This window comes from Limoniibacter endophyticus (genome assembly GCF_014652835.1).
Lineage (GTDB): Bacteria > Pseudomonadota > Alphaproteobacteria > Rhizobiales > Rhizobiaceae > Limoniibacter > Limoniibacter endophyticus.
The window spans coordinates 232022-258154 of the sequence record NZ_BMZO01000001.1; the positions used below are offsets into that span (position 1 = coordinate 232022).

The 26133-nt window shown below is 55.8% G+C and carries 18 protein-coding genes; 14 read left to right on the forward strand and 4 right to left on the reverse strand.

What is annotated here, in order from left to right:
* The first annotated feature begins 19 nt into the window (after positions 1–19).
* The 8 genes from IE151_RS01265 (at position 20) to IE151_RS01300 (ending at position 10718) form a co-directional block, all read left to right on the forward strand.
* Entirely contained in the window at positions 20–187 is a 168-nt protein-coding gene (locus tag IE151_RS01265; protein WP_189487014.1) for a hypothetical protein, read from the forward strand.
* The gene (locus IE151_RS01270; RefSeq protein WP_189487017.1) at positions 187–717 is read left to right on the forward strand and encodes a deoxynucleotide monophosphate kinase family protein; all 531 of its coding nucleotides are present in this window, start codon (positions 187–189) and stop codon (positions 715–717) included. The genes IE151_RS01265 and IE151_RS01270 overlap by 1 nt, the downstream gene beginning before the upstream one ends.
* Positions 718–2734: 2017 nt before the next feature.
* A complete protein-coding gene (locus IE151_RS01275) occupies positions 2735–3829 on the forward strand; it encodes a transporter substrate-binding domain-containing protein (protein WP_244636560.1) in 1095 nt (364 codons plus the stop codon).
* A gap of 248 nt (positions 3830–4077) precedes the next feature.
* Complete coding sequence (locus tag IE151_RS01280; protein ID WP_189487020.1) at positions 4078–5652, forward strand: EAL domain-containing protein; 1575 nt, start codon at positions 4078–4080, stop codon at positions 5650–5652.
* 148 nt (positions 5653–5800) lie between these two features.
* Entirely contained in the window at positions 5801–6544 is a 744-nt protein-coding gene (locus IE151_RS01285) for a cytochrome c biogenesis CcdA family protein (protein WP_189487023.1), read from the forward strand.
* A 114-nt stretch (positions 6545–6658) separates the two neighbouring features.
* Positions 6659–8014, forward strand: a complete 1356-nt coding sequence (glmU, locus tag IE151_RS01290) for a bifunctional UDP-N-acetylglucosamine diphosphorylase/glucosamine-1-phosphate N-acetyltransferase GlmU (RefSeq protein WP_189487026.1) — start codon at positions 6659–6661, stop codon at positions 8012–8014.
* Between the two features lie 53 nt (positions 8015–8067).
* Entirely contained in the window at positions 8068–9891 is a 1824-nt protein-coding gene (glmS, locus tag IE151_RS01295; RefSeq protein WP_189487028.1) for a glutamine--fructose-6-phosphate transaminase (isomerizing), read from the forward strand.
* A 116-nt stretch (positions 9892–10007) separates the two neighbouring features.
* Positions 10008–10718, forward strand: a complete 711-nt coding sequence (locus IE151_RS01300; protein WP_308430484.1) for a DUF502 domain-containing protein — start codon at positions 10008–10010, stop codon at positions 10716–10718.
* Here IE151_RS01300 and recG read toward each other — a convergent pair.
* Positions 10662–12770, reverse strand: a complete 2109-nt coding sequence (recG, locus tag IE151_RS01305) for an ATP-dependent DNA helicase RecG (RefSeq protein ID WP_189487582.1) — start codon at positions 12768–12770, stop codon at positions 10662–10664. The genes IE151_RS01300 and recG overlap by 57 nt on opposite strands.
* Before the next feature lie 153 nt (positions 12771–12923).
* On the opposite strand from recG, the gene IE151_RS01310 reads away from it, so the two are divergent.
* Together IE151_RS01310 and mfd are read left to right on the forward strand one after the other, a co-directional pair.
* The gene (locus tag IE151_RS01310) at positions 12924–13211 is read left to right on the forward strand and encodes a succinate dehydrogenase assembly factor 2 (RefSeq protein ID WP_189487031.1); all 288 of its coding nucleotides are present in this window, start codon (positions 12924–12926) and stop codon (positions 13209–13211) included.
* Between the two features lie 22 nt (positions 13212–13233).
* The gene (gene mfd, locus IE151_RS01315) at positions 13234–16728 is read left to right on the forward strand and encodes a transcription-repair coupling factor (RefSeq protein WP_189487034.1); all 3495 of its coding nucleotides are present in this window, start codon (positions 13234–13236) and stop codon (positions 16726–16728) included.
* A gap of 23 nt (positions 16729–16751) precedes the next feature.
* Here mfd and IE151_RS01320 read toward each other — a convergent pair whose 3' ends face one another.
* Together IE151_RS01320 and IE151_RS01325 are read right to left on the reverse strand one after the other, a co-directional pair.
* Positions 16752–17423 carry a DsbA family oxidoreductase gene (locus tag IE151_RS01320; protein ID WP_189487036.1) on the reverse strand — a complete coding sequence of 224 codons (672 nt, stop codon included), beginning with the start codon at positions 17421–17423 and terminating at the stop codon, positions 16752–16754.
* Between the two features lie 15 nt (positions 17424–17438).
* Entirely contained in the window at positions 17439–19277 is a 1839-nt protein-coding gene (locus IE151_RS01325; RefSeq protein ID WP_382344710.1) for an extracellular solute-binding protein, read from the reverse strand.
* A gap of 267 nt (positions 19278–19544) precedes the next feature.
* Here IE151_RS01325 and IE151_RS01330 point away from each other — a divergent pair, with 267 nt between their 5' ends.
* From IE151_RS01330 to prfB, 3 genes are all read left to right on the forward strand, one after another.
* Positions 19545–20171, forward strand: a complete 627-nt coding sequence (locus IE151_RS01330; RefSeq protein ID WP_189487039.1) for an invasion associated locus B family protein — start codon at positions 19545–19547, stop codon at positions 20169–20171.
* A gap of 362 nt (positions 20172–20533) precedes the next feature.
* On the forward strand, positions 20534–22984 hold the full coding sequence (locus IE151_RS01335; protein ID WP_189487041.1) for a penicillin-binding protein 1A: 2451 nt from the start codon (positions 20534–20536) through the stop codon (positions 22982–22984).
* 176 nt (positions 22985–23160) lie between these two features.
* Positions 23161–24289, forward strand: a protein-coding gene (prfB, locus tag IE151_RS01340; protein ID WP_189487044.1) for a peptide chain release factor 2 whose coding sequence is annotated in 2 segments (ribosomal slippage) — positions 23161–23229 and positions 23231–24289 — 1128 coding nt in all. Because the reading frame shifts where the segments join, the coding sequence is not laid out codon by codon here.
* A 71-nt stretch (positions 24290–24360) separates the two neighbouring features.
* Here prfB and IE151_RS01345 read toward each other — a convergent pair.
* Positions 24361–25464, reverse strand: coding sequence for a DUF1176 domain-containing protein (locus IE151_RS01345; protein ID WP_189487048.1), 1104 nt, complete (start codon positions 25462–25464; stop codon positions 24361–24363).
* Between the two features lie 177 nt (positions 25465–25641).
* On the opposite strand from IE151_RS01345, the gene IE151_RS01350 reads away from it, so the two are divergent.
* On the forward strand, positions 25642–26100 hold the full coding sequence (locus tag IE151_RS01350; RefSeq protein WP_244636561.1) for a hypothetical protein: 459 nt from the start codon (positions 25642–25644) through the stop codon (positions 26098–26100).
* Positions 26101–26133 lie beyond the last annotated feature (33 nt).

The window sequence follows — 26133 nt, forward strand, 5'->3', positions numbered from 1 at the left end:
CCGACAAGGAGAGTGTGGAGTGACCAATAATCAGAAAGCGGGCGCTGCGCTTGCAATGGCGACAATGGCGTTCGTGGGCGCTGCGGTTGCGGCAAATGTCTACCCACTGGCATTTGTGGCCGTCGGTGTAGCTGCACTCATTGTCACAGCATTCCATTTCGATCCTTCAGCATTTGAGGTCTACTAATGACGCCAGCAAACGATAACTTTCCCCGCGTCATCGCCCTTGCCGGTGCGGCCGGCAGTGGCAAGAGCACTGTGGCTGACCACCTAGTGGATCTTCACGGATACACCCGCGTCAAGTTCGCCGGTCCCCTCAAGGACATGTGCCGAGCAATAGGCTTAACTGATGAGCATATTGAGGGCGGGTTAAAAGAAGTCCCCGCAGATATTCTGCAAGGCAAGTCACCAAGGCAATTCATGCAGGCGCTCGGTACCGAGTTCGGCCGAGACATGATTGGTGAGAACTTCTGGGTTGGACTGTGGGAGGCGCGTGCCGCTCAACATGACCGAGTTGTCGTCGATGACTGTCGCTTTCCAAATGAAGCGGCCGCCGTACGCAGGCTTGGCGGCGTCGTGATCAAGCTAGAAGGCCGAGGAGGAATTGGATTCGGCCACGCTTCTGAGCGCTTCGACTTCATTGCTGACGCCGTTATTCAGAACGACGGCGGCATAAGGGATCTCATAAGCAGCGTTGTTGAGGCGCTGGCGGCATGAGAAAAGGGGCCTCGAGGCCCCTTTATATTACTTCTCTTTTTCGTCGCTGGTGATAAAGCAAAACTCAAACTCAAGCTGCTTTTCGTCAGGTGTATGCTTCTCTACAGATTTGACGTCGCTCATAGGCGAACCTTTCAAGGTTTGTTTTGACAATCCCTGTAGGTTCGCTATTGCGTAATACAGAGATCGCCTTGCAGGGTGAAATCGACCCGGCTTTTGAGAGCCGAATCATGCCGACGAGTTCGTACCTCGTCGGCATACCTTCTTCGCCCGAAAGGTGGTTAACGCGCAATCACGCAAACAGTGATTCCGAGATTGTACACAGGCCTCCCCACTTTATTTGTTCATGCTCTGATCTATTTTTAAAACCTCCCCGCAGAAATAGCGTTCTCGATCTCCATCGAGTACTCCGTACATCTCCCGCCCCCGAGAGCTACGGCTACGCCAGAACACCACCGCAGGCATAGTACCGTCGACGTGCGTAACGCGATCCTCAATTTCAAATCTGTAGGAATCGCGCTCATTATCTACGCGATGCATGCGTGCTAGTGCGTTCATTACGTGTTGCCTCAGCTTTTCGGAAAATGGCCGATGCGGCGGCCAAGCCGGGGGTTGAACACGTGCTTTACAGACACGCCGGAGCGCTTTTAGGCTGGCCTTGGACATGGCGCACCGCCCCCGGCCGATAGGCCTTGGCGATTGCGCCAGCCGCTAGACTGCGCATCCGTTCGCTGAAGCGGGCGCCTCAGCTATGTAAAGTCAGGGTGTTCAAGCCCGATGTTGCTAAACGATATTCCCACGATCGTTTCAAGCGGCATTATTAAGATGGGGCTAATTAGAGGTTACCGATTTGACGCGTTACGGTTGTAAATGTAGTATAAATTTTAGCGGTAGACCATTTTGCATTTAGCCCGCAACCCACTGAATAATAATAGCCGCAATCGTATCCATTTTGTATCTATGTTATTGTTATAATTACATAAAGATCTGACTTTTAATCAGTAGGTCCAGGGTTCGAACCCCTGCGCGCTCACCATTTAACCCCTTGAAATAATTCACCTAATAGACACGCAGGAAAAGCGCGTAAAAGTCGCGTTTTGCAATTTTCGCGTCCATTTTACATTTTCTGTTCCCGCGACGTTCTAATCTGCGACCGTCAGTTGCGTTACTGCTTAGAGAATCGATGTGCCTTCCAGCATTTTGACAGATGCTGACGAAAGAAAGGCAAAGGGTCGAGATCCGATACAAAGGAAGGTGACGACATTCATGCGGGCGGCTTTTTTATCGTAGTTCCTGAAAGAATCGAGCGACAATTTGGCATTTGCTTGATCTGTCTAGCCAGCATACGAGGGTTCGCAACCGTCGCGAGCCTCCTGTCTTCGAGCCTGGAAATATTTCAAATGATGGACTTGTTCCCCATAATCTTCCTGCCACTCAAAATTCTCGTGTTAGGCGTGGGCATGTTCTTCGCCTGTAAATGGCATCACGATCAAGCTAAGAAGAAATAGCGAATCCAGCGGGTCGTAAGTGATCTGCGGGCCTTTTGTTTCCGCGTGAATTGCACATTCGGACCCGCAAGCGACCGGCACGAATACGTGCGCACCATTGCCTGCGCCTCCAGACAATCGGGCATCAAGCTGTCGCCGCATGGTATTAGTTTAATCTAAGATAGAAAGAGCTAATCCGCTCTTGCGCGTGCGGCTATGTTCGCCCAATATGCGGCAAGTGAGTTGGGTTCGGCGGGGAATAAGCGTGATGACCGCTGGTTGTCAGACCCTTGATGATCTGGACCGCGCAGCTTATCAGCACGCCTGCGTAATCTGGAAAATCCAGCGTGGCACGCCTGCATATGACGAGTGTATGTTGCAACAGCAATGCATAGATAATGACAATCTTCAGCGATCCATGGACCGGTCGGCAGAAGAACGTCTTTTGAGAAACCTCTGATCTGAACCTGCGGCGTGCACGTCCGATCGTATCGCGTCCGCCTGTGAAATATGCCACGCTCCGCGGATCAATGACACTTTACGCAAGAACTTCTCTACTTGTCCTGCTGTTTGCGATGTCGCTGGGATGGGCAAATGTCGGCGTCGCCCAGGAAACAGCTGATTCACCATCGACGATCACCGCTGGCGTCTACGTGAGTCCACCGTTCGTGACAAAAGAAGGCGAGCGCTATTCCGGCATGGCGATCGAACTCTGGGAGGCGGCGGCCAAAACGCTTGGCCGCACGACCGAATATCGTGAGTATCCATCATTTGAAGCCCTCATTTCCGCGATCGAAGCAGGCGAAGCGGAGGTTGGCGTCTCAAATCTGACCATCACGAGGGATCGTGCCCAGCGTGTTTCATTTTCGCAGCCATGGTACGACGCTGGCCTCCGCCTGATGATAGCCGACAAGGATACTAGCGGCTTTTGGCAGGTGCTTGGCGGCCTGGAAGCGGCAGGCCATCTGCGAGCAATGCTCTGGATGGTGATATTCATTCTGACCGCCACGGTTCTGCTCGCACTGTTCTATCGTCGATTTGACAGATCTTTTCCTCGTAAGTGGCATGTCGGTCTGGCAGAGAGCTTTTACGAGGTGATGTCTGTCGCGACGTCCGGGAAAATCACCAGACCCAATATTCTTGGGTGGCTCGGTCGGATCTCCGGTGGCTTGTGGATGGTTTGCGGGGTGGCAGTGATCGCATACGTAACGTCGTCCGTGACCAGTGTCATGACCGCTCTGTCACTCACCCACCAAATAAACTCGATCGCAGATCTTCCAGGGCGCTCCGTTGGCGTTCTGACTGGCAGCGTAGCAGAAACATACAGCCAGGAATTGCGCCTCGGCGTGAGAGATTTCCCAGACACTGAGCAAACAGTTGCTGCACTGCTTGATGAAGAAATCGACGTGATCGTGGGAGACGCGCCGGTTTTAGAGTATTACGTTCACTCAAACCCGCAACTGCCTCTGTCGGTTGTCGGTCCAATTTTTCATCCCGACAAGTATGGTTTCGCCTTCCGACATGATGATCCGATGGTGCGCCAAGTCACTCTCCAGATACTTGCCCATCAGGAAAGAGGTGAACTCGGCATTCTGCGTCGCAAATACTTCGGTAGCGACCGATAAACTTAAATGGGAATTCGAACCTGGCCCGCAACAGCCGAATTCGCGAACAGCATCCAATCACGCAACGGAAGGGGACATAGAGCATTCTGATATCCGCAAGGTTCCGTCACAAATTTGCACAATGCCCTGTTGATCAAACATATGTTGCTCCAGTAACGCCGAATTTTATTAATGTTCGCTAATAAAATTGACTAGAGTTCCCGCGTGATTTCTGACAGATCCTGCCTTGGGGAGATATTGGGGATTTTATGCGTAGATCCAAAGTACTTCTCCTTGGCTCGATCCTGGCGTTCGGGGCGATTGTTCTGCCGCTCGCAGTGACGAGCTATCTCGCGTGGCGTATCGCTGATCGCTACGAGGAAGCCAGCTTGAGCGGGTATGCGCAACTTGCGCTCCAACGGGCCACGACCAGCCTCGCGGAAATCGGCAAAGTGCTAGAACAGATGAATGCGCTCGAATTCGAAACCTGTTCGCAACAGCATATCGCCGCGATGCGCCTTGCCACTATTAACAACGTGGCCGTCGACGAGATCGGTTATCTCAATGACCAACGTTTCGTCTGCACCTCCTGGGGCGAAGCCAGCCATCTCATGTCCACTGTCGAGGTGGATTTCGTACTCAACGACGACTTGCAGGGCAATATCGATGTCCGTCCGCTCGGTGGCTATCGGCATAATATGATCGCACTGCGCAATGGCCGCTACAACGTGCTCTTCGATCCGCGGCGGCTCGCGGACGTCACTGTCGCGGAGGGCGACGTTGGCGTCGCAATCTCCCACGCCAATGGTACGCTCCTCAGCATTGGTGGAAACCACGATGACGACATGCGCGAGGCGGTCAGGCGGGTGCTGATGCAAGAAAGCGACTCCGATCATCGAGGCAGCGTCGCGGCGGAGGGAGATATCGTAGCGATCGCCATTGCAAGCAAGCCCCCCGCCTTCGCTACAGTACTTGAACAGGGCTGGATCATTCTGCCCCTTAGTCTGGCTCTGTCAGCGCTTGGCATATCGGCCATTACGGCCATGTCGCGACGCCAGCTGTCTTTAGCCTCCGAACTCGCCTCGGCCATTCGTCGCAAGAAGCTGAGTGTGCACTACCAGCCGGTCATCGATCTCAAGACAGGAGATTGCGTGGGTGCCGAAGCACTGGTGAGATGGTTCAAGTCGAACGGCACCTCCGTCCGCCCCGACATTTTCGTCGATGTGGCAGAGGAGACGGGGCAGATCCGCGCGCTCACCGACCTTGTTATCGAAACGACAATGCGCGAATTAGGTCCGGCGATGCGCAGGGACCGAAGCTTGCACGTCGCGATAAACCTCAGCGCGGACGATGTAAGTTCCGGCCGTTTTCTGCCCATTCTGGAGCGCATTTTGGCACGCTATGACGTCCTGCATGAGCAGATATGGCTCGAAGCGACCGAACGTGGCTTTCCTGAAATGGAAGCAGTGCGGGAAACCGTCGCCAAGGCTCGCGCGCTGGGTTTCAAAATTGCCATTGATGATTTTGGAACAGGATATTCGAGCTTGTCCTATATCGAAAGCATACGGCTGGACGCCTTGAAGATCGATAAATCCTTCATCGATTCTATTGGGCAGGATTTGGCGACCAGCAGTGTTACGCCGCATATTATCGACATGGCCAAATCACTCGATCTCATTACGGTCGCTGAGGGCATAGAAACGCGAGAACAACTAAATTATCTCGAGCAACATGGCGTCGCGCTGGGGCAGGGATGGCTTTTCGCCAAAGCCATGCCCGCCAGAGATTTCGTCGCGTTTGTCGCGGCGCATCGAAAGAAGATCAGCGCTTCTGGCACGGCGTAAAAGAGGCAGCGCTTTGCGTGCGCTATTCCTTGAGACCTTTTGTCGCCACCTTATGGTGATTGGCACAAGTAACTCTAACCTGTTATGCCCCTCGCGACGCCAAAGACCAGCGTCCCAAATGGCATGACACTCGGAGAATTCGCCGCGCATGGCCCTCGACATCGGTTATCTTTCAGCGCTCGGAGCAGGCGCACTTTCCTTTCTGTCGCCCTGCGTCTTGCCGCTTGTACCACCATATCTCTGCTATATGGCCGGCGTCTCGATCGACGAGTTTCGCTCGGACGAAAAGAGGTTGGTGTCGGCCAAACGCTCGGCATTGCTTTTCGCGTCAATCATGTTCGTCCTAGGTTTTACGACCGTCTTCGTGGCATTAGGTGCCGGCGCGTCGAGCATAGGCCGCCTCTTGCGCGCGTGGCAGGATACGCTGGCACTTGTTGCTGGCTTTGTTATCATCGCGATGGGCTTGAATTTTCTGGGCCTGCTTAAAATACCGTTCCTCTACCGTGAGGCCCGCATCCAATCCCATGCCAATCCGGCAAAGCCCTTCGCCGCCTATCTCATGGGCCTTGCTTTTGCTTTCGGCTGGACGCCGTGCATTGGCCCGGTCCTCGGTCCGATCCTGACGCTTGCTGGTGGGCGTGCGACGGTTGGCGAGGGCGCCCTCCTGCTCGGCGTCTACTCACTGGGCCTAGGTATTCCATTCATTCTTGCAGCTCTATTTTCCAGCGCCTTCATGCGCTTCCTCTCACGTTTTCGCGCACATATCGGCAGCGTAGAAAAGGTGATCGGCATCCTTCTTGTTCTAGCAGGCATTTTCTTTATCACCGGAGGCATTCAACGCGTCGCTTTCTGGCTGCTCGAAACATTCCCCGTCCTTTCGCGGCTCGGTTAACGTAAATCCGCGGCGGTCCTTTGTTTTTGCCCAAACCCGATGCTAAGGAATATTCGATTCGAACCAATGTGCGGTCTCGACGAATAGGTAACGGCATAACAAGGTGAGTTTTTCATGAGCCAGAGAAGCTGTCTTTCGGTCATCCTCGCGGCAGGTGAGGGAACGCGCATGAAAAGTGCCTTGCCGAAAGTCCTTCACCCCGTTGCCGGTCGAGCGATGGTGCAGCATGTGATTGCAGCAGCAAAAGAAGCAGGCATCGAGGATGTCGCGCTCGTCATTGGCCACGGCGCAGACCAAGTTGAAAAGGTGCTAGGTGCTGGCAATCACACGATCCATCTGCAGGAAAAGCGCCTCGGAACGGCCAATGCGACGCTTGCCGCCCGTGATGCGATTGCCAGGGGCTATGACGACATCCTTGTGCTCTTCGGCGATACGCCGCTCGTCGATCCCAGCGATCTTATGGCAGCGCGCAAGGCTCTCAGCGAGGGTGCAAGCATCGTCGTACTCGGTTTTGAACCGGAAAACCCAACCGGCTACGGCCGTCTTCTTGTACGGGACGGTGTGCTTGAGGCCATTCGGGAGCACAAGGATTGCTCGCCGGACGAACTGAAAATCAGCCTGTGCAACAGTGGCATGATGGCTATTCGCGGCGATGTGGCGCTTGAACTGCTCGAAGCCGTCGAGAACAATAATGTCAAAGGCGAATACTATCTCACCGACCTGGTTGAAATCGCGCGCTCGAAAGGTCTGAATACTGCTGTTTCTCTGGCTTCGGTCGAAAGCGCACTCGGCGTCAACAGCAAGATCGAACTAGCCGAAGTTGAGAACATCTGGCAGAGGAAGCGTCGCCGGACGCTCATGGCGGCGGGCGTTTCGATGCACGCCCCTGAAACTGTCTTCCTATCGTTCGACACGGAAATCGGGGCGGATACCACGCTCGAGCCGAATGTGTTTTTCGGTCCAGGAGTACGTGTCGAGGACGGCGTTATCATCCGCGCCTTCTCGCATATCGAGGGCGCTACAATTGCCAGGGGTAGCGAGATCGGTCCCTTCGCCCGTCTGCGTCCTGGCGCAGAACTGGCAGAGAAGGTCAAGGTAGGAAATTTCTGCGAGGTCAAGAAGGCCGTGGTCGAAAAGGGCGCCAAGATCAATCACCTAAGCTACATTGGTGACGCTCATATCGGCGCCGGTTCGAACATCGGCGCAGGTACCATCACCTGCAATTATGACGGCTTCAACAAACACAAAACGATAATAGGCGAGAGCGCCTTTGTCGGCTCCAACACCTCTCTCGTCGCGCCTATCACGCTTGGAAATGGCGCCTACGTCGCGTCCGGCAGCGTATTGACTCAGGACGTGCCTGCGGGCGCTTTGGCGTTTGGCCGCGCTCGTCAGGAGATCAAGCCAGAACGTGGCAGTTTCCTGCGTGAAAAACTTTCTAAAGCCGCTGCTGCAAAAAAGAAAACCTAACACTCCAAACCCGACACTCCTAAGAATAATCCTCCTCAATCCGGAGTTCCCCTATGTGTGGTATTGTTGCAATCGTAGGCCGTGAACCGGTCGCACCGTTGATCGTCGATGCGCTCAAGCGCCTTGAATATCGCGGTTATGACTCTGCGGGTGTCGCTACGATCGAAAATGGCGCACTGGATCGCCGCCGCGCCGAAGGCAAGCTGGTCAATCTCGTTCGCCGTATCGAGAGCGAACCTCTCGCCGGCACAATTGGTATCGGCCACACGCGCTGGGCAACGCATGGGGTTCCAAACGAGACAAATGCGCATCCGCATTTTTCCGGGGATGTCGCGATCGTCCATAATGGCATTATCGAAAACTTCGCCTCGTTGCGCGAAGAACTCGTCGCCGATGGCTACGCCTTTTCCTCGCAGACCGACACGGAGACCGTCGCGCACCTTGTTGCCAAGCATATGAAGGCTGGCAAAGGCCCTGTTGAGGCCGCGCACGAAGCGCTGAAGCGTCTCGAGGGCGCTTTTGCGATTGCGCTTATATTCCGCAACGAACCGGATCTTATCGTGGCGGCACGCCAAGGTCCGCCCCTTGCTGTCGGCCACGGCGAAGGCGAGATGTATCTGGGCTCGGATGCGATTGCGCTCTCTCCCTTCACGGACACGATCACCTATCTGGAAGATGGCGATTGGGCAGTCGTACGCCGCGCTGGTGTCGAAATCTTCGACATCGACGGCAACACGGTTGATCGCAAAAGCCAGAAGGCTCTCTCGGCATCCTTCTCGGCAGACAAGGGCAACTATCGCCATTTCATGGAAAAGGAGATCCGCGAGCAACCGGAAGTGATCTCGCACGCCCTGGCGAACCATGTTGATTTCACAACCAACCGTCTGCGCCCCTCGACATTGCCGTTCAATTTCAAGGACCTTGATCGCATCGCCATCTCGGCTTGCGGCACGGCTTATCTTTCGGGTCTCGTCGGAAAGTACTGGTTCGAGCGCTATGCGCGCCTTCCGGTAGACATCGACATAGCCTCGGAGTTCCGCTACCGCGAAATGCCGATTTCGAAGAAGAGTGCTGCTTTTTTTATCTCTCAATCAGGCGAAACTGCCGATACGCTGGCTTCTCTACGTTATTGCAAGGCGGCCGGCATCCCGATTGGCGCCATCGTCAACGTTCGCGACTCGACCATCGCGCGGGAATCCGATGTGGTACTGCCGATCCTGGCCGGTCCGGAAGTCGGCGTAGCCTCCACCAAAGCCTTCACCTGTCAGCTGGCAGTCCTTGCTTCGCTTGCCATTCGTGCCGGTGTTGAGCGCGGCTTTCTCAACGAGGAAGACGAAAAGCGCCTGATCGCAGAACTTGCCGAGGCACCACGCCTGGCGACAGACGTTCTGAAGCTCGATGAGCAGATAAACGAAGTTGCACGCGATCTTTCGCAGGTTGATCATGTGCTGTATCTCGGTCGCGATACGAGCTATCCGTTGGCTCTGGAGGGCGCGCTCAAGCTCAAGGAAATCTCCTATATCCATGCCGAAGGCTATGCCGCGGGCGAACTCAAGCATGGACCGATTGCGCTGATCGACGAGTCCATGCCGGTTGTCGTCATTGCGCCACATGATCGCATCTTCGACAAATCAGTTTCCAATATGCAGGAAGTCGCTGCTCGCGGCGGTCGCATCATCTTGATCACCGATGAGAAGGGCAAGAACGCCTCCGCAACCGAGACGGCGGAGACCATTGTTCTACCGGAAGTCCCGGAGATCATTTGTCCGATCATCTATGCTCTGCCTGTCCAGATGCTGGCATATTACACCGCTGTGCATATGGGAACCGATGTGGACCAGCCGCGCAACCTGGCAAAGTCAGTCACGGTCGAGTGATCTGACTTGCACAGTGCCGTCACACCGCTTTAGGAAGCCGTCCTTATGATAGAGCTTTCCTGAAGCGGTGGATCGCATCACGCGTTTCGCCGTTGCCTCTCACGATAGGAGAGATGATGCTGCGACTGCGAAACTATTTTCTTGCGGGTTTTATTGTGTCGGCGCCGCTGGCAATAACCGCCTATCTAGCCTGGAGTTTCGTGGGCTGGGTCGACTCATGGATGAAACCGCTCATTCCGGGACGTTACAATCCTGACAATTATCTCCCCTTCGCCATACCTGGACTTGGTCTGCTCTTTGCCTTGCTGCTGATCACATTAGTCGGCTTTCTGGCCGCCAATATCATTGGGCGCAGTATCGTCAATGTCGGCGAGTCCATTGTTGGACGGATGCCATTGGTACGCAGCATTTATCATGGCTTGAAACAAATTCTGGAAACGGTGCTTTCCCATAAGAAAGACACGTTTCGCAAAGTTGCCTTGATCGAGTACCCGCGCAAAGGCCTCTGGTCGATCGCTTACGTCTCAACCGACAAATATAACGAAGCAACCGCCAAGCTAAATCGTAATGGCAAAGAACATGTTGCGGTCTTCCTCCCCAGTACACCCAATCCGACAACTGGCTATCTGCTCTATGTGCCGCGGGAGGATATGCTCGAACTCGACATGTCACTTGAGGAAGGCGCCAAACTCATCATTTCGGCAGGTATCGTTGCACCCGAGTACGAAGAAAAGACGGAAGAGCTCGCGCGACTTGCAGCAGCCGCACTTTCAGCCCGCTCGCAGGAGACGGATCGCGTCGTCACGCCCGAAGAGATAGAGAAGTAGCCTCACGGCTTCACCGCGTTGGCTCTTCAGTTCCGGGTCCCGGTGCAAAAGAAGCCGCGCATCGTCGCGGGCGAGTGCCAAAAGATCGGAATGTTGCTCCAGGCGAACCATCTGAAAACCGGGCTGACCTGACTGCTTCGTTCCGAGGACATCGCCCTGACCGCGCAATTTCAAATCCTCCTCGGCGATCCGAAACCCGTCTTCCGTCTCACGCATGACTTCAATGCGACGCTTCGATGTCTCGCCAAGCGGCCCTTCGAACAGAAGAACGCAGGTTGAGGAATCGGAGCCGCGGCCTACACGCCCGCGCAACTGATGCAATTGTGCAAGCCCGAACCGCTCGGCATGCTCGATAACGATGATCGTCGCATCGGGCACATCGACACCAACTTCTACGACGGTGGTTGCAACTAGAATACGAGTGCGGCCTTCTTTGAACGCCGCCATTGCCTCCTCCTTCTCCGTGCCCTTCATGCGGCCGTGAATTAGCCCCACCTTGCCGGGAAAGGCGAACGTCAAATCCTCAAAGCGCTGCCGCGCCGAGGTCAGGTCCATCTCTTCGGATTCGTCTACCAGCGGACAAATCCAGTAGGCCTTCCGGCCCTCAGCCAACGCGCCACGCAGCCGCGCGACGAGATCACCTATGCGCTCGGAGGACAACGAAATTGTCTGGATTGGCTGACGCCCTGCCGGCTTTTCGGTGAGCCGCGATACATCCATATCACCGAATGCCGTCAGCACGAGTGTGCGCGGAATTGGCGTCGCGGTCATGACCAGCATGTCTGGCGCAGCTCCCTTGGCACTGATGGCAAGACGTTGATGCACGCCGAAACGATGCTGCTCATCGACAATGGACAGGACGAGATTCTTGAAGGAAACGCCTTCCTGAAACAGTGCATGTGTACCGACGGCAATGTCGATCTCTCCAACCTCCAGAGCCTCCAGAACTGCACGCCGTTCAGTAGCTTTGGAGCGGCCAGTCAGAATGCCGACGCGCAAACCGGCCTTTTCGGCAAGCGGCAGAATGGTGGCAAAATGCTGACGCGCCAGAATTTCCGTCGGCGCCATCAGCGCTGCTTGCCCACCAGCCTCGATCGCGCGTGCCATGGCAAGAAGCGCGACCACCGTCTTGCCCGAGCCGACATCGCCTTGCAGAAGGCGCAACATGCGCTCCGGCTTTGCGAGATCGGCATGAATTTCTTCCACCGCAAGTGTTTGCGCGTCGGTTAGCTTGTAGGGCAGGGCATCCTGTATCGCATGAACGACGTGCCCGTCTCCCATCAGTGGTGCGCCCGCAACCTTGCGCACTTTGTTGCGAACTAGCGCGAGCGCCACCTGGCCTGCCAACAACTCATCATAGGCAAGCCTGCGCCACGCGGCCCCTTCGGGCACGGCATCGAGCGGGTCTGACGGTGTGTGCAAACGCTGCATTGCCTTCCGGAAGCTCGGAAAACTATGCTTTTGAGCAATGTCATCATCCAGCCATTCCGGGAGTTCAGGGATTGCACGCAGACTCTGCTCGACGGCGTTGCGCAACACCTTGCCTGAAAGCCCACCGGTTCCCGGATAAACGATTTCGACCGCTGGTAATCTATGGCTTTCTGTCATGGGCACAGCGTGATCGGGATGTACCATGCTGGCACGACCGTTGAACCATTCGATCTTGCCACTGACCAGCATTTCGACGCCCACCGGGAACTGTTTCTCCAGCCAAATCGTATTTCCGTGAAAAAACGAAAGCGCGATTTCGCCGGATTGGTCGAATGCAAAAACACGATAAGGAACAGATCGATTGCCGCGCGGCGGGGGCTGGTGTCGATCGATTGTCAATTCCAGCGTTGCCAACGCTCCTTCTGGCGTATCCATGATGCGCGAGCGTTTGCGTCGGTCGATTACAGAACTGGGAGCCAGAAAAAGCAAATCGGCAATACGCGCTTCGCGATCCGACAGATCTGCCGGAACGACCTTTCTAATAAGTGCGGCAACCTTTGGCCCGATCTTGTCGAGCGTGGTCAGCGAAGCAAAAAGAGGCGTAAGCAAAGCAGGGCGCATAACCATCAATAGACGTTTCACATCAGCCATTGCAAACTGCTTCGACCGGGCTGACATCGCAATCCACACAGGCTATATCGCTTGCGAACTTATCGTGTGCGCTGGCGTTCTATCGAATACCGGCCTTCGCCTATTGCTACCCAAGGACATGTCATGACCGGAACCACCCGCTCGAGCGCCAATCTCGATGTTACGCGCCGCCGTCTCCTGTTCCGCTCCTGGCATCGGGGTATGCGCGAGGTCGATCTCATCCTAGGAACCTTTGCCGATGCCCATATTGCTGACATGGCGGACGAGGAGATTAGGCTTTACGAAGCGCTAATCGAGGCGAACGACCAGCATCTTCTGTCCTGGTTCACGGGCGAACGCCCGATCGATCCGGAATTCGATACGCCCATTTTCCATAAGATTATGGCACACCGCCAGACGCTCTCCTTCTAAGAACAATCAGGCCGTAAAATTCATGACGCTTCTCGATCGCATCGGCGTTGCCGCAGACAAACCCGTTCACACGATGGTGGATGGCGTCGCGGACGGTTACGAAGGGTTCGCGCTCGCTCAGCTTGTCTCGGAAATCGCACCGCGTAGACCCCTTATCTTCGTGGCGCGCGATGGCCAGCGACTAGGACCGATTGCCGAAACATTGCGCTTCGCGTATCCGCAATTGCCAGTCCTTGAACTGCCTGCCTGGGATTGTCTGCCTTATGATCGCGTCTCGCCAAGCGCGGATGCTGCCGCAAGACGTCTTGATGCAATGGCCGCCATCGCTAATCTGGCGCATGATCCTCATGGTGCGGTAGTGCTGACGACCGTCAACGCGCTTCTTCAGAAGATGCCGCCCGCCGAAGTCATCGCAAGCCAGGGTTTCGCGGCAAAGCCTGGAAACCGCCTCAACATGGATGCGCTGATTCGTCAGCTCGAAACCTCCGGCTTTGAACGCGTTTCGACCGTGCGCGAGATGGGCGACTATGCGGTTCGCGGCGGCATTCTCGACCTTTATGCACCTGGAGCCGAAGAGCCACTTAGACTCGACTTCTTCGGTGATACGCTGGAATCCATCCGCGCGTTCGACCTGGCAAGCCAGCGGACGACGGGGCAGCGGAAATCCCTCAATCTCCAACCCATGAGCGAAGTGGCGCTGACGGATGCGACCATTAGCCATTTCCGACGCAGCTACATTGAAGCGTTTGGCGCCCCGTCACGCGAAGACGCCCTCTACGCAGCGGTGACGGAGGGGCGCCGCTTCGCGGGCGTAGAACATTGGCTGCCAATGTTCTACGAAAAGCTCGACACACTGTTCGACTATCTGCCTGATGCACCTGTCGTCCTCGACCATCTGGCACGTGAGGCGGTGGACGAGCGGCATAAGCTGATAGTTGATTATTATGACGCGAGAAAGCGCCAGCAGAGCGAGGGCGCGGGGGATGCGGTGCCTTACAAGCCGGTGCCGCCACAAATGCTCTACGTTTCGCCGGATCTGCTCGACAAACGTCTTGCCGATCGATTGCGTGTAACTTTCTCGGCATATGACGTACCCGAGACCTCCGGCACAAAGATCCGGCATGCTGGTTCGATGTCCGGCAAGAGCTTTGCGGAAGAACGCGCCGATCCAAATGCCAACGTTTTTGCATCGGTCGTCGAGTATATTGGCCAGGAGCGTGCAGCAAAACGCAAGGTTCTGCTTGCCGCCTGGACGGAAGGGTCGCTGGACCGTCTCGGACAAATCCTGGTCGAACACGGTCTCGGCAATCTTGCTCCCGTTGCATCGCTGAAAGATCTTGAGACACTAGAGGCGGGCCAGGCTGGCCTTTGCGTTCTCTCGCTCGAGCAAGGCTTTCGCAACGACCAACTAAGTGTAATCGCCGAACAGGACATACTGGGCGATCGACTCGTGCGGCGCGCCAAGAAGCGCAAGAAGGGCAGCGACTTCATCAGCGAAGTCTCCGCTCTCGCAGCTGGCGACATCGTGGTCCATGCCGATCACGGCATCGGTCGCTTCATTGGCTTGCGCACTATCGAGGCACTCGGCGCGCCGCATGATTGCCTCGAGCTGCACTACGCCGGTGACGACCGGCTTTTCCTTCCGGTTGAAAATATTGAACTTCTGTCGCGTTTCGGTTCGGATTCGGCTACGGCCACGCTCGACCGCCTTGGCGGCGCCGCCTGGCAGGCTCGCAAGGCGAAGCTGAAGAAGCGCCTGCTGGACATGGCAGGCGATCTCATCAAGATCGCTGCCGCCCGTCAGATGCGTGCCGCCCCCAAGATCGTTGCTCCCGAAGGACTTTACGGCGAGTTTGCCGCGCGCTTCCCTTATGAGGAAACGGACGACCAGTTGAATGCTATCGAGGCGGTAATCGAGGACCTCGCGGCGGGTCGGCCGATGGATCGCCTGATCTGCGGCGACGTAGGGTTCGGCAAGACGGAAGTGGCGCTGCGCGCCGCTTTCGTGGCCGCCATGGAGGGTTTCCAGGTAGCAGTGGTCGTGCCTACGACCCTTCTCTCGCGCCAGCATTACAAGACATTCAGCCAGCGATTTCAAAACCTGCCACTGACGGTGCGTCAGGCATCGCGTCTGGTGCCTGCCAAGGAACTTACTGAGACGAAGAAGGGCCTTGCGGCGGGCACCGTCGATATTGTCGTCGGCACGCATGCACTTCTCGGCAAATCTATCGATTTCGACAGGCTGGGTCTTCTTATTATCGATGAGGAGCAGCATTTCGGTGTCAAGCATAAGGAACGCTTGAAAGAGCTGAAAAGCGACATCCATGTGCTCACCCTGTCGGCCACGCCAATACCGCGGACGCTGCAGCTGGCGCTCACAGGCGTGCGCGAGCTTTCGTTGATCGCCACGCCGCCCGTCGACCGCATGGCGGTTCGCACCTTCGTCTCACCCTTCGACCCTCTCGTCATCCGAGAAACGCTGCTGCGTGAGCACTATCGAGGCGGGCAGAGTTTTTATGTCGTTCCCCGCATTAGCGATCTGTCGGAAATAAATGATTTTCTTAAGGAAAATGTTCCAGAACTAAAGGTAGCAATCGCCAACGGCCAGATGCCCGCGGGTGAGTTGGACGACATCATGAATGCTTTCTATGATGGGCAGTATGACGTTCTTCTTTCCACCACCATTGTCGAATCCGGTCTGGACGTGCCGACTGCCAATACGATGATTGTCCACCGCGCCGACATGTTCGGCCTGGCACAGCTTTACCAGCTGCGCGGTCGCGTCGGCCGATCAAAGGTACGCGCTTATGCGCTTCTGACTCTGCCGGCCAACCGCAAGATCAATACGGTCGCGGATCGGCGTCTCAAGGTGCTGCAATCGCTCGATACGCTTGGCGCTGGCTTTCAGCTCGCTAGCCACGACCTTGACATTCGCGGCGCGGGTAATCTGCTCGGAGAAGAGCAGTCCGGCCATATCAAGGAAGTCGGCTTCGAACTTTACCAGCAAATGCTGGAGGAAGCCGTTGCAGAGCTGCAGGGGGCTGAGGAAGAAGCCGACAGCGGCTGGTCGCCGCAGATCAGCGTCGGCGCCGCGGTCATGATCCCGGAAGCCTACGTGCCGGACCTGCAGTTGCGTCTTTCGCTGTACCGCCGCCTCGGTGATCTCACGGATGCCACCGACATAGATGCTTTCGGCGCCGAACTCATCGACCGCTTCGGCCCGCTGCCCACGGAAGTGGATCACCTGTTGAAGGTGGTGTTCATCAAGGCGCTGTGTCGCAAGGCGAATGTGGAGAAGCTGGACGCCGGTCCCAAGGGCATCGTCATCCAGTTCCGCAACAAGAGCTTTCCTAATCCAGCAGGCCTTGTCGGCTACATTGCCAACCAGGGCAATAACGCCAAGATCAGGCCCGACCAGAGCGTGTTTCTGGCACGCGACCTGCCGAGCGAAGTCAAGCGGCTCGCAGGTGCAGCCGTGGTAATGACACAGTTTGCGAAGATCGCCGGCGAAGGCTGACGGCTCGCCGGATCAGCGCGGAATCAGATTTCGCCGCGTGCCTTGGCGTCTGCAATCTGACGGATTGCATTGACCAGCGTGTCCGTCTCCTGTGCACCCATGACGATGTACTTTGCTTCGAACAGGAAGGCGGGAACGCCCTGAACGCCCATTTGCGAGGCGCTTTCGAGATCGGTCTCGACCTCTTCGACATCCGCATCGCTGGCAAGCAGCCGCCCTACCAATTCCTCATCCATGCCGACATCTTTCGCTGCGCGCATGAGAACGGCATGATCGCCAATATCCTGGCCTTCAGTGAAATAAAGGGCGAAAAGCCGCTCGACAAGCTTGCTTTCCACGCCATCGCCAGCCGTATCGGCCCAACGGATCAGGCGGTGGGCGTCGAAGGTGTTCGGAGAGATCCTGATCGCGTCAAAATCGAATGCAATGCCCTCCACGGCACCAAGCTCATAGAGACGGGCATGTATATCGTCAACGCGCGCTTTGTCTCCGCCGAACTTCTGCATCATATAGGCTTGGCGCTCCACACCTTCCGCAGGAATCTCCGGGTCTAGCTGATAAGGGCGCCAGCGCAAATCGACTTCCAGATCGCCTATCTGTGCAAGTGCGGCATCGAGTCGTCGCTTGCCGAGATAGCACCACGGGCAAACCACGTCCGAAATGACGTCGATAGTAAGAGACTGGCGGATATCCATGGCGCTTGTCCGATTCTATTTAGCTGGCTTCTGCCACCAGGCGGGCAGATAATAGCCGGTTAGGGGCGTCTTTTCAGGATGCTGATAGTTCGCCCAATAAGCCAGCCACTGCTGATCGTCGTACTGCGAAAGAACGATATAAGCACCCGAAATAAGCAGCCTGTCGAGGCTGCGTACGGCATCGATATATGCATCCTCGCTCCTGGCATTCAACATGGCATCAATGGCAGCGTCGATAGCCGGACTCGAAGCACCCGAAAGATTGAAGCTGCCTTCGGTCTTTGCTGCTTCCGATCCCCAGCGACTGATCTGCTCGGTACCCGGAGAGAGCGTGCCGGAAAAGCCAAGCGACGCATAGACCATGTCAAACTCGAAGCGCTGCTTGCGCTGCTGCATCTGGCTGTCATCGAGCATACGGATGCGCACAACGATACCCAGACGCGCCAATGAACGTTGATAGATCGCCGCAAGACGCGCCTCAAGATCGGATGCAGCGAGAATTTCGAACGTGAAAGGATTGCCGTTCGCATCCACCATCCGGCCGTCCCTCAACTCGAAACCAGCCTGGTTGAGCAACTCCAGCGCTTCCCGATAGGCCTTGCGGCCGGAAACCGCGGCGTCGCCTTCGTTCGGGCGATAGCTGCCGTCGAGGATATCAGGCGTAACCGCCTGAGCAAAAGGTTGAAGCAAAGATCTTTCACCGGCACTTGCAACCACGCCAAGCGCCGAAAGCTCCGCCCCCTGGAAATAGCTTCCTGTTCGTTTCATCTGTCCACCGAACAGATTGCGATTGGCCCAGTCGAAATCATAGAGTTTGGCGAGAGCACGCCGCACCCGTACATCCTTGAAAACCGGACGGCGCGTATTGAAAAGGAAGCCGCGGGGAACCGGTGGGATGCCGTTCTTGAACTTCTCGGCCACAACCTTGCCTTCGGCAAAAGCAGGAAAATCGATGGCGCGCTGGCGCTTGACCGGATCGGTTTCCTCGTAAATGGCGCACAGTCCCTTCTTAAAGGCCTCATACATAGAGTTCGTATTGAGGAAATAGTCGATGACGATCTCATCATAGTTGAAGAGGCCACGCATCGCCGGAATGTCGCGCCCCCAATAGTCCGGGTTACGTGCGAATGTAATGCGTTCGCCGGGCCGCACTTCCTTCACCGTGTAGGCACCGCTACCGATCATAGGCTTGAGCGTCGTCTGGTCGAAAGTCTCGACGTCGATACTCTTTTGCGAAAGAATCGGCGTCATTGCCACGATCAATGGAATCTCGCGGTCCGCACTTTCCTTAAATATAAATTTCACGGTGTGTGGACCGCTAATCTCAATCGCTTCTATGCTGTTCATGCGGGTCGAGTAGGGCGGACGTCCCTTTTTCGCGTAAAGTTCGAAGGTAAACTTAACATCTTCCGGACGAACCGCATCTCCGTTCGAGAACCTGGCGTCGGGATTTATGTTGAAGGTCATCACCTTTCGGTCGTCCGAAATTTCAACCGACTGAGCAAGAAGTCCGTAAAGGGTGAAGGGCTCGTCGGCACTGCGAATCATCAGTGATTCAAAGACGAGATTGCCGAAGATGACGTCGATTACCCCTCGAGCGGTCGTGCGAAAGCTCTTCAAGATGAAGGGATTGAGATTATCGTAGCTGCCAATGACGCAATAACGGATCATGCCGCCTTTCGGCGCATCAGGGTTTGCATAGGGGAAGTGGGTAAAATCTGCGGGCAGGGCTGGTTCCCCATGCATGGCTAACGCATGAGTGGCCTTATTCTCTGCGGATATGGCCTGTCCGGTCAGTACGATCGCAACAAGGCTCGTCGCGAAAGAAAGCCCGTACCGCATAAATTTCTCCATTCAATCTCATGGCAGCATGCCGACACGAGCAAAACATGCGTCAGCATCGAAATTACGGCATGCAAGACGAATCAACGTGATTTGAATATCACGCTTGCGAAAAATTGGCTTGCCTTCCAAAGCAAATGAAGTCGAGGTGCTTTATTTACACATTTGCGCAGTGTAACACCGCCCTTACAGTCATGCTGTCGCCGCATTTGCGGGTCATCTGCGCTGGAAAGTCACATCTGAAAAGATGCCGGCAACGAAACAAGGGAATTGCAGAATATGAGAAAGCTGATGATTGGCGCTGGCCGCCTCTCGATTGCCGCAGCAGGCATGGTCGGTCTCTTTGCAGGCATTCAGCCGGCAGCCGCTCAGCAATCCGCACCACCGCAGGGTTGGTTCAAGGTCTGCTCGAAGCAGGGCGACAACGACATCTGCAACGTCCAGAATATTATCGTGGCCCAAACCGGCCAGATGGTAACGGCGGTCAGCCTGCTCGAGATCAAGGGTCAGGTCAATCGCAAGGTCTTCCAGGTATCCGTTCCTACGGGTCGTCTCGTTCCTCCCGGTATTGGCTTGCAGATCGATGGCCAGAAGCCGCAGAAGATCGATTACGCGATCTGCCTGCCGGATCGCTGCGTTGCAGAAGTGCAGCTAACGGACGCCATGGTCGCTTCCTTCAAGAAAGGCCAGGAACTCACGCTCACCTCGGTGAACTTCCAGCAGCAGCCGAGCCCAATCAAGGTCAGCCTTACCGGCTTCACCGGCGCTTATGACGGTGAACCGATGCAGCAGTCGGACCTGCAGGACCGCCAGAAGAAGCTTGAAGAATTCGTCAATAAAAACAACGAGGACTTTGCCAAGAAGCTTCGCGAGGAGCAGGAGAAGGCAAAGACCGCAGGCAACTAAGCCTGCTATCGTATCGAGCAATACCAAAGGCGAGGCCCATGCCTCGCCTTTCTCTTTGCTGCGAAAATGGATTCGTTTATAGTGCTTGCACACCGAACTCCGGGGTTAGAGAGGCTGTTGATCCAGCGTTCGGGGGACATTTCGTAGGGAAGAAGAAAGTTTGTCCGGTATCAATCTTACAAAAAATTGGGAGAGCGCGTTGCAGCGCTGCAACGTCTTCCAAGTAAGTGACCAGAACACGTAATATTCCTCTTTCGTGCCGCTTTTTCGCGGTAACGAGCATTGCGCGGCACGAGCCGGCCAGAATTGTTTCGGCAATGTGCTGAGTGGGATCAGGCTTATTCAAGCCAACTGGAGCAGGCATGATACGTCTTTTAGGCTATTTCTTCGGGGTAGGGGTCATGTTGGCCCTCGCAGCGGCCGTTGGCGTTGCGATCTACATCGGCGCGCTTGTCAAGGACCTGCCCGATTACGAGGTCCTCGCCCGGTACGAGCCTCCCGTCACGACCCGTATACATGCCAGCGACGGGGCCCTGATGGCCGAATTTGCCCGCGAACGTCGCCTTTATTTGCCCATCCAGGCTGTTCCGGATCGCGTCAAGGCAGCGTTTCTTTCAGCTGAAGACAAGAATTTCTATCATCACCCAGGCATCGACTATACGGGTGTTGCCCGCGCCGTCATCACTAATATTCAGAATATCAGCACGGGCCGTCGCCCAGTCGGTGCATCCACAATCACGCAGCAGGTGGCGAAGAACTTCCTGCTTGATTCGACGCAGACCTACGATCGCAAGATTCGCGAGATGATCCTCGCATTCCGCATTGAGCAGGCCTATTCGAAGGACCGGATTCTGGAATTATATCTCAACGAGATATTTTTTGGTCTTGGTTCCTACGGGATCGCGGGCGCAGCGCTTACCTATTTCGACAAGTCGGTGAACGAACTTACAGTTTCTGAGGCCGCCTACCTTGCTGCTCTGCCCAAAGGTCCAGGCAATTATCATCCGTATCGCCATACCGACCGGGCCATCGAGCGTCGCAACTGGGTGATCGACCAGATGCTCGAAAACGGTTATATTGGCCGTGCGGAAGCCGACAAAGCCAAGAGTGAAAAGCTTGGCGTGACACCGCGTCACGGTGGCTCCTATATTTCTGCGGGCGAATATTTCACGGAGGAAGTGCGTCGCGAGATTATAGCTCGCTATGGTGAGAAGGCGCTTTATGAAGGGGGCCTTTCGGTTCGCACGACGCTCGACCCAGCCTTGCAGGCTCAGGCGCGCAAATCCTTGCACAATGGTCTGTTGAGCTTCGATCGTCTACGCGGCTATCGCGGCGCAAAGTCGAAGATCGAAATTGCCGGCGATTGGGGAAAGCCGCTTGGAGAGGTCACGCGGCTCAGCGACATTCCGGAATGGCAGAATGCAGTCGTCCTGGAGGTTGGATCCGATACAGTGCGCATCGGCCTGCAGCCGGCCCGTGAACCTTCTGGTGATCTGTCCCGCGAGCGCAAGATGGCAAGCATCGACGCCGAAGATATGCGCTGGGCCATGCGCCATGTCGTGGATGGCAAGCTTCTGAAAGCAAACAAGCTCTCCGACGTCCTTTCGCCTGGTGATGTCATTCTCGTTGAGAAAGTCGCCAAGAAGGATGATGGTTACGCGCTACGTCAGGTTCCCGAAGTGTCTGGCGGCATGGTCGCCATGGATCCTCATACTGGTCGCGTATTGGCGATGGTCGGTGGCTTCTCCTTTGCCGAATCGCAGTTCAATCGTGCGACACAGGCATGGCGCCAACCCGGTTCGGCCTTTAAACCGATCGTTTATGCGGCAGCGCTCGACAATGGCTATACACCGGCTTCTGTCGTGATGGATGGACCGATCTCCATCCGCACCGGCAATTCGGTTTGGGAGCCGAAGAATTATGGTGGCGGGTTCGCCGGACCATCTACGTTGAGAGCTGGCATTGAACGCTCACGTAACCTGATGACGGTACGTCTGGCCAACGACATGGGCATGCCGCTGGTGGCGGAATATGCCGAGCGCTTCGGCGTATATGACAAGATGCTGCCAGTGCTGGCAATGTCGCTTGGCTCCGGCGAAACGACGGTGATGCGCATGGTCTCCGCCTATTCGGTGATGGCCAATGGCGGCCGTCAGATCAAGCCCTCGATGATCGATCGTATTCAGGACCGCTACGGCAAAACTGTCTATCGTCACGACGAACGCAAGTGTGATGCCTGCTCGGCTTCCTCCTGGCTGGAACAGGAAGAGCCGGAACTGACAGATAATGCCGAGCAGGTTCTCGACCCGATGACGGCCTACCAGATCACCTCGATGATGGAAGGTGTCGTTCAACGCGGCACCGCCACATCCCTTCGTGAACTGGGGCGTCCAATCGCCGGCAAGACGGGCACGACGAACGATTCGAAGGACGCCTGGTTCATGGGTTATACGCCGGATCTCGTTGTCGGCCTTTACATTGGCTACGACCAGCCTCGTTCACTCGGCACCGGCGCAACCGGTGGCGGGTTGTCTGCTCCGATTTTCAAGGATTTCATGGCCGCAGCCATGAAGGATAAGCCGGTCGTTTCCTTCAAGGTGCCTGAGGGCATGAACGTACTGCCGATCGATCGCAAGACAGGCATGCTGGCCCGCGAGGGACAACAGGGTTCGATAATGGAAGCCTTCAAGCCGGGCACCGGTCCCTCCGACACCTATTGGGTTATCGGTGGCGATCAGGTTGCAGCCGGTCGCGAACCGCTCTCAGAGCGCGCCAACGAAGCCGTGATGCAGGGGGGCGGCGGTCTCTATTGAGTTCTTTGCCTGGATGATATCGCAATTGATATCCGTGTTGAAAGAAGCCGCGTCCGATCAGAGCGCGGCTTCTTTCTCTTTACAAGGCGGCAGGCCCCGCCATATGGTCCGCGCAATTCCGCCGGCTGAAACGGCGAACGAATTTCAATGACAAGAAGCAAGGCTGACTGACGAACATGCGTAACGAGACGCAAAATTTGGTCGATGAAATCAAGCAGGCCATAAGCCTGCTGAGGAGGCATCTTTGACTGGGATCAAGCCCTCAAAAGACGCGATTATCTGAACGTACGCGCCGAAGATCCCACGCTTTGGGATAATCCGCAGGAAGCGCAGAAGATGATGCGCGAGCGCCAGATGCTTGACGACAACATCAACGCCATCGAGCGCATGCAGTCCAGTCTTTCCGACAATGTCGAGCTTATCGAAATGGGGGAAGCCGAAGGCGATGAGGATGTCATCCGCGACGCCGAGGACGCGATCAAGCTCCTGAGCACGGAAGTGCGCAAGGCGCAGATCCAGGTCATGCTGTCCGGCGAGGCTGACGGCAATGATACCTATCTCGAAGTACATGCCGGCGCCGGCGGAACGGAGAGCCAGGACTGGGCCTCCATGCTGCTGCGCATGTATACTCGCTGGGCGGAGAAGCGCGGCCTCAAGGTCGAGCTGATGGAAGTCCATGACGGCGAAGAGGCTGGCATCAAGTCCGCGACGATGCTGGTCAGCGGCGAAAATGCCTATGGTTGGCTAAAGACAGAGTCAGGCGTGCATCGTCTTGTGCGCATCTCGCCTTACGATAGCAATGCGCGGCGTCACACGTCGTTCTCATCGATCTGGGTCTATCCCGTGGTTGACGATTCGATTGATATCGTCATTCCGGAATCGGACGTGCGCATCGATACATATCGCGCTTCGGGCGCTGGTGGCCAGCACGTCAACACGACAGATTCGGCCGTACGTATCACGCACATTCCGACAAATATCGTGGTGCAATGCCAGGCCGAACGTTCGCAGCACAAGAACCGCGCAAAAGCGTGGGAAATGTTGCGCTCGCGACTTTATGAAGAAGAGCTGAAGAAGCGGGAGGCTGCTGCCAGCGCAACGGAGGCTTCCAAGACCGAGATCGGCTGGGGGCACCAGATCCGTTCCTACGTTCTTCAGCCCTACCAGATGGTGAAGGATTTGCGCACCGGCGTGGAAAGCTCCAATCCGTCAGGTGTTCTCGACGGCGACCTTGATGAATTCATGGAAGCAGCACTGTCGCATAGAATCGGTGGCGGTGAGGGATCTGTCGAAGACATCGACTAATCCTCCTGAAAAGCATTATAAAGGTCCCGCAAAGCATTGCCGGGCCTTTATAATATTTGCTTCTATCTTTTTTAGGGGCCGGCATCGAAGTTGAGAACGTCCTGCGGATTGATTTCGCCATCAAAGGACGCATCAACCTCGAAATAGATCAGAGAGAACTCGCCATTGCGGAACGCCCAGCGACCGTTGGAAGAAGCGTCCCCGACACTGCGCCATTTGCTGAACGACTCAAACGTCATCGTGCGCGGATCAAACGATGCATTAATGAGCTCGGACACTGTGTTGTAGCCGATAATCCGCATCGAATCGACATCCTTTGGATCTTCCTCATTCTCGTAGCGAATATCGAGTTCGGGCACCGCGAAGTGCAGCGGCTTTATGCCATCTGTCTCCGTGGCGAAGTAATATGTTTGGCCAAGATTATAGGCGCCTAGAGAGCAGGGGAACTCCAGTACAAACCCCTTGCGGCGTGGCATGTCCTGTTCATCATGCGAGAAGTTATATTCGATCGTATAGGCCTTGGGTTCATTTCCTGCCGGCACGGCCTCACGGTCATAAAAGCTGCATGTGGCGCGCCGCTCGGCGTCAAATACACGTTGCGCACGCAGCAGCCAGAGCTGCTCCTCCGAGAGCCTTTCTTTGCCTTCGCAACTGGCCGGAACGGATGCGAGAAAAGCCGCATCGGACGGACCAAGCTTCGCGCTTGTGAGGTGACCTGGATTGAAATCCGGTTCTTCCTGCATTTGTGGATTGACGCTGCGGGCCGTGTAGCAACCGGTAAAGACCTTTTCTTGACCTTTGTCGTCTACGGATCGGATGGCGACCGGCACATTCGTATAAACGCTGCCGGCAGCGCCTTCTTCTTCCGGTTTACCAATCTCAATCTCGATATCGCGTGTGCCCTTGAAACCGGCCACGAAATCTTCGAAGGTTTTCGAAGGTTTATCACTATCGAAATAGCTCCAGGCCCGGTTATATTCCTTGCGCGCGATCGCATTGAAATAGGACTCCACAAGCGCCGCACCTGTCGTGCGATCATCCTTGTAATCAGGTGGCGTCGCAGCCTCCTGCTGTCGCTGATTCTCTGCGCCAGGCGAAGCTGCTTCCTGCGCCAAGGTCACCCCCACAGAGATCATTGAAAGAGCGCCGGCGAGTGGCAGAAGAAAAATGCGCATCAAACTCTCCCGAATCCGAACTTTTCCGGATTCTCCGCGTTGAAGCTGACAAGAAATTGGCGAAAATTAAAGAAAATTCGCAGCAGAGCTTCAAATCGGCGTTAAGCTTTTCCAAGCTAGGATGTCAAAGAAGGTGCTCAAATTACAAGTCGCCTATACGCGGCAAGCGGAGGAACTGTGGCAACCAGGGAAGGGGACTTCGCATCTTTGTTGGACGACCTTTTCGATAAGGTCCAGCCAGCCAGCGTCACACCCGTTCAGGCGAGTGCGATCGATGCCTTGAACGTCGCCGACGAGCTTTATTCGGGACGCATCAAGGTCAGCGCAACAGTCGCTGAGAACATTTATCGTGAAGCCCGAGAAGCTTTAGGCGAGGGCGTCCGACCAGCAGAACCGGACGTCGAAGAAGCTGGACCGGACGACAAGGTCGATCAGGAGGCAATCGCTGCGGAGCTCGGGCTTCGCAGGGCTTTCTGGCAAAGCAAGCTCAAGCCTGACGATTTTGATCGCATCCGTCGCAACTTCGCCATGCAGAATCATCCGGATCGCGTCGCACCTCATCTGCGCCAGCGCGCCCTGGTGCGAATGCAGATCGCCAACATGTTGATCGATGAAGCCAAACGAGGGAAACGCTGAAGGTTTTCCAAAACTTTTGATCGCTGAATCAGA

What these genes read in the sequence shown, in the direction of transcription:
- IE151_RS01270 (WP_189487017.1), top strand. Translation starts at nt 187, where the DNA reads ATGACGCCAGCAAACGATAACTTTCCCCGCGTCATCGCCCTTGCCGGT.
- IE151_RS01275 (WP_244636560.1), top strand. Translation starts at nt 2,735, where the DNA reads ATGACACTTTACGCAAGAACTTCTCTACTTGTCCTGCTGTTTGCGATG.
- IE151_RS01280 (WP_189487020.1), top strand. Translation starts at nt 4,078, where the DNA reads ATGCGTAGATCCAAAGTACTTCTCCTTGGCTCGATCCTGGCGTTCGGG.
- IE151_RS01285 (WP_189487023.1), top strand. Translation starts at nt 5,801, where the DNA reads ATGGCCCTCGACATCGGTTATCTTTCAGCGCTCGGAGCAGGCGCACTT.
- glmU (WP_189487026.1), top strand. Translation starts at nt 6,659, where the DNA reads ATGAGCCAGAGAAGCTGTCTTTCGGTCATCCTCGCGGCAGGTGAGGGA.
- glmS (WP_189487028.1), top strand. Translation starts at nt 8,068, where the DNA reads ATGTGTGGTATTGTTGCAATCGTAGGCCGTGAACCGGTCGCACCGTTG.
- IE151_RS01300 (WP_308430484.1), top strand. Translation starts at nt 10,008, where the DNA reads ATGCTGCGACTGCGAAACTATTTTCTTGCGGGTTTTATTGTGTCGGCG.
- recG (WP_189487582.1), bottom strand. Translation starts at nt 12,770, where the DNA reads ATGCGCCCTGCTTTGCTTACGCCTCTTTTTGCTTCGCTGACCACGCTC.
- IE151_RS01310 (WP_189487031.1), top strand. Translation starts at nt 12,924, where the DNA reads ATGACCGGAACCACCCGCTCGAGCGCCAATCTCGATGTTACGCGCCGC.
- mfd (WP_189487034.1), top strand. Translation starts at nt 13,234, where the DNA reads ATGACGCTTCTCGATCGCATCGGCGTTGCCGCAGACAAACCCGTTCAC.
- IE151_RS01320 (WP_189487036.1), bottom strand. Translation starts at nt 17,423, where the DNA reads ATGGATATCCGCCAGTCTCTTACTATCGACGTCATTTCGGACGTGGTT.
- IE151_RS01325 (WP_382344710.1), bottom strand. Translation starts at nt 19,277, where the DNA reads ATGGAGAAATTTATGCGGTACGGGCTTTCTTTCGCGACGAGCCTTGTT.
- IE151_RS01330 (WP_189487039.1), top strand. Translation starts at nt 19,545, where the DNA reads ATGAGAAAGCTGATGATTGGCGCTGGCCGCCTCTCGATTGCCGCAGCA.
- IE151_RS01335 (WP_189487041.1), top strand. Translation starts at nt 20,534, where the DNA reads ATGATACGTCTTTTAGGCTATTTCTTCGGGGTAGGGGTCATGTTGGCC.
- IE151_RS01345 (WP_189487048.1), bottom strand. Translation starts at nt 25,464, where the DNA reads ATGCGCATTTTTCTTCTGCCACTCGCCGGCGCTCTTTCAATGATCTCT.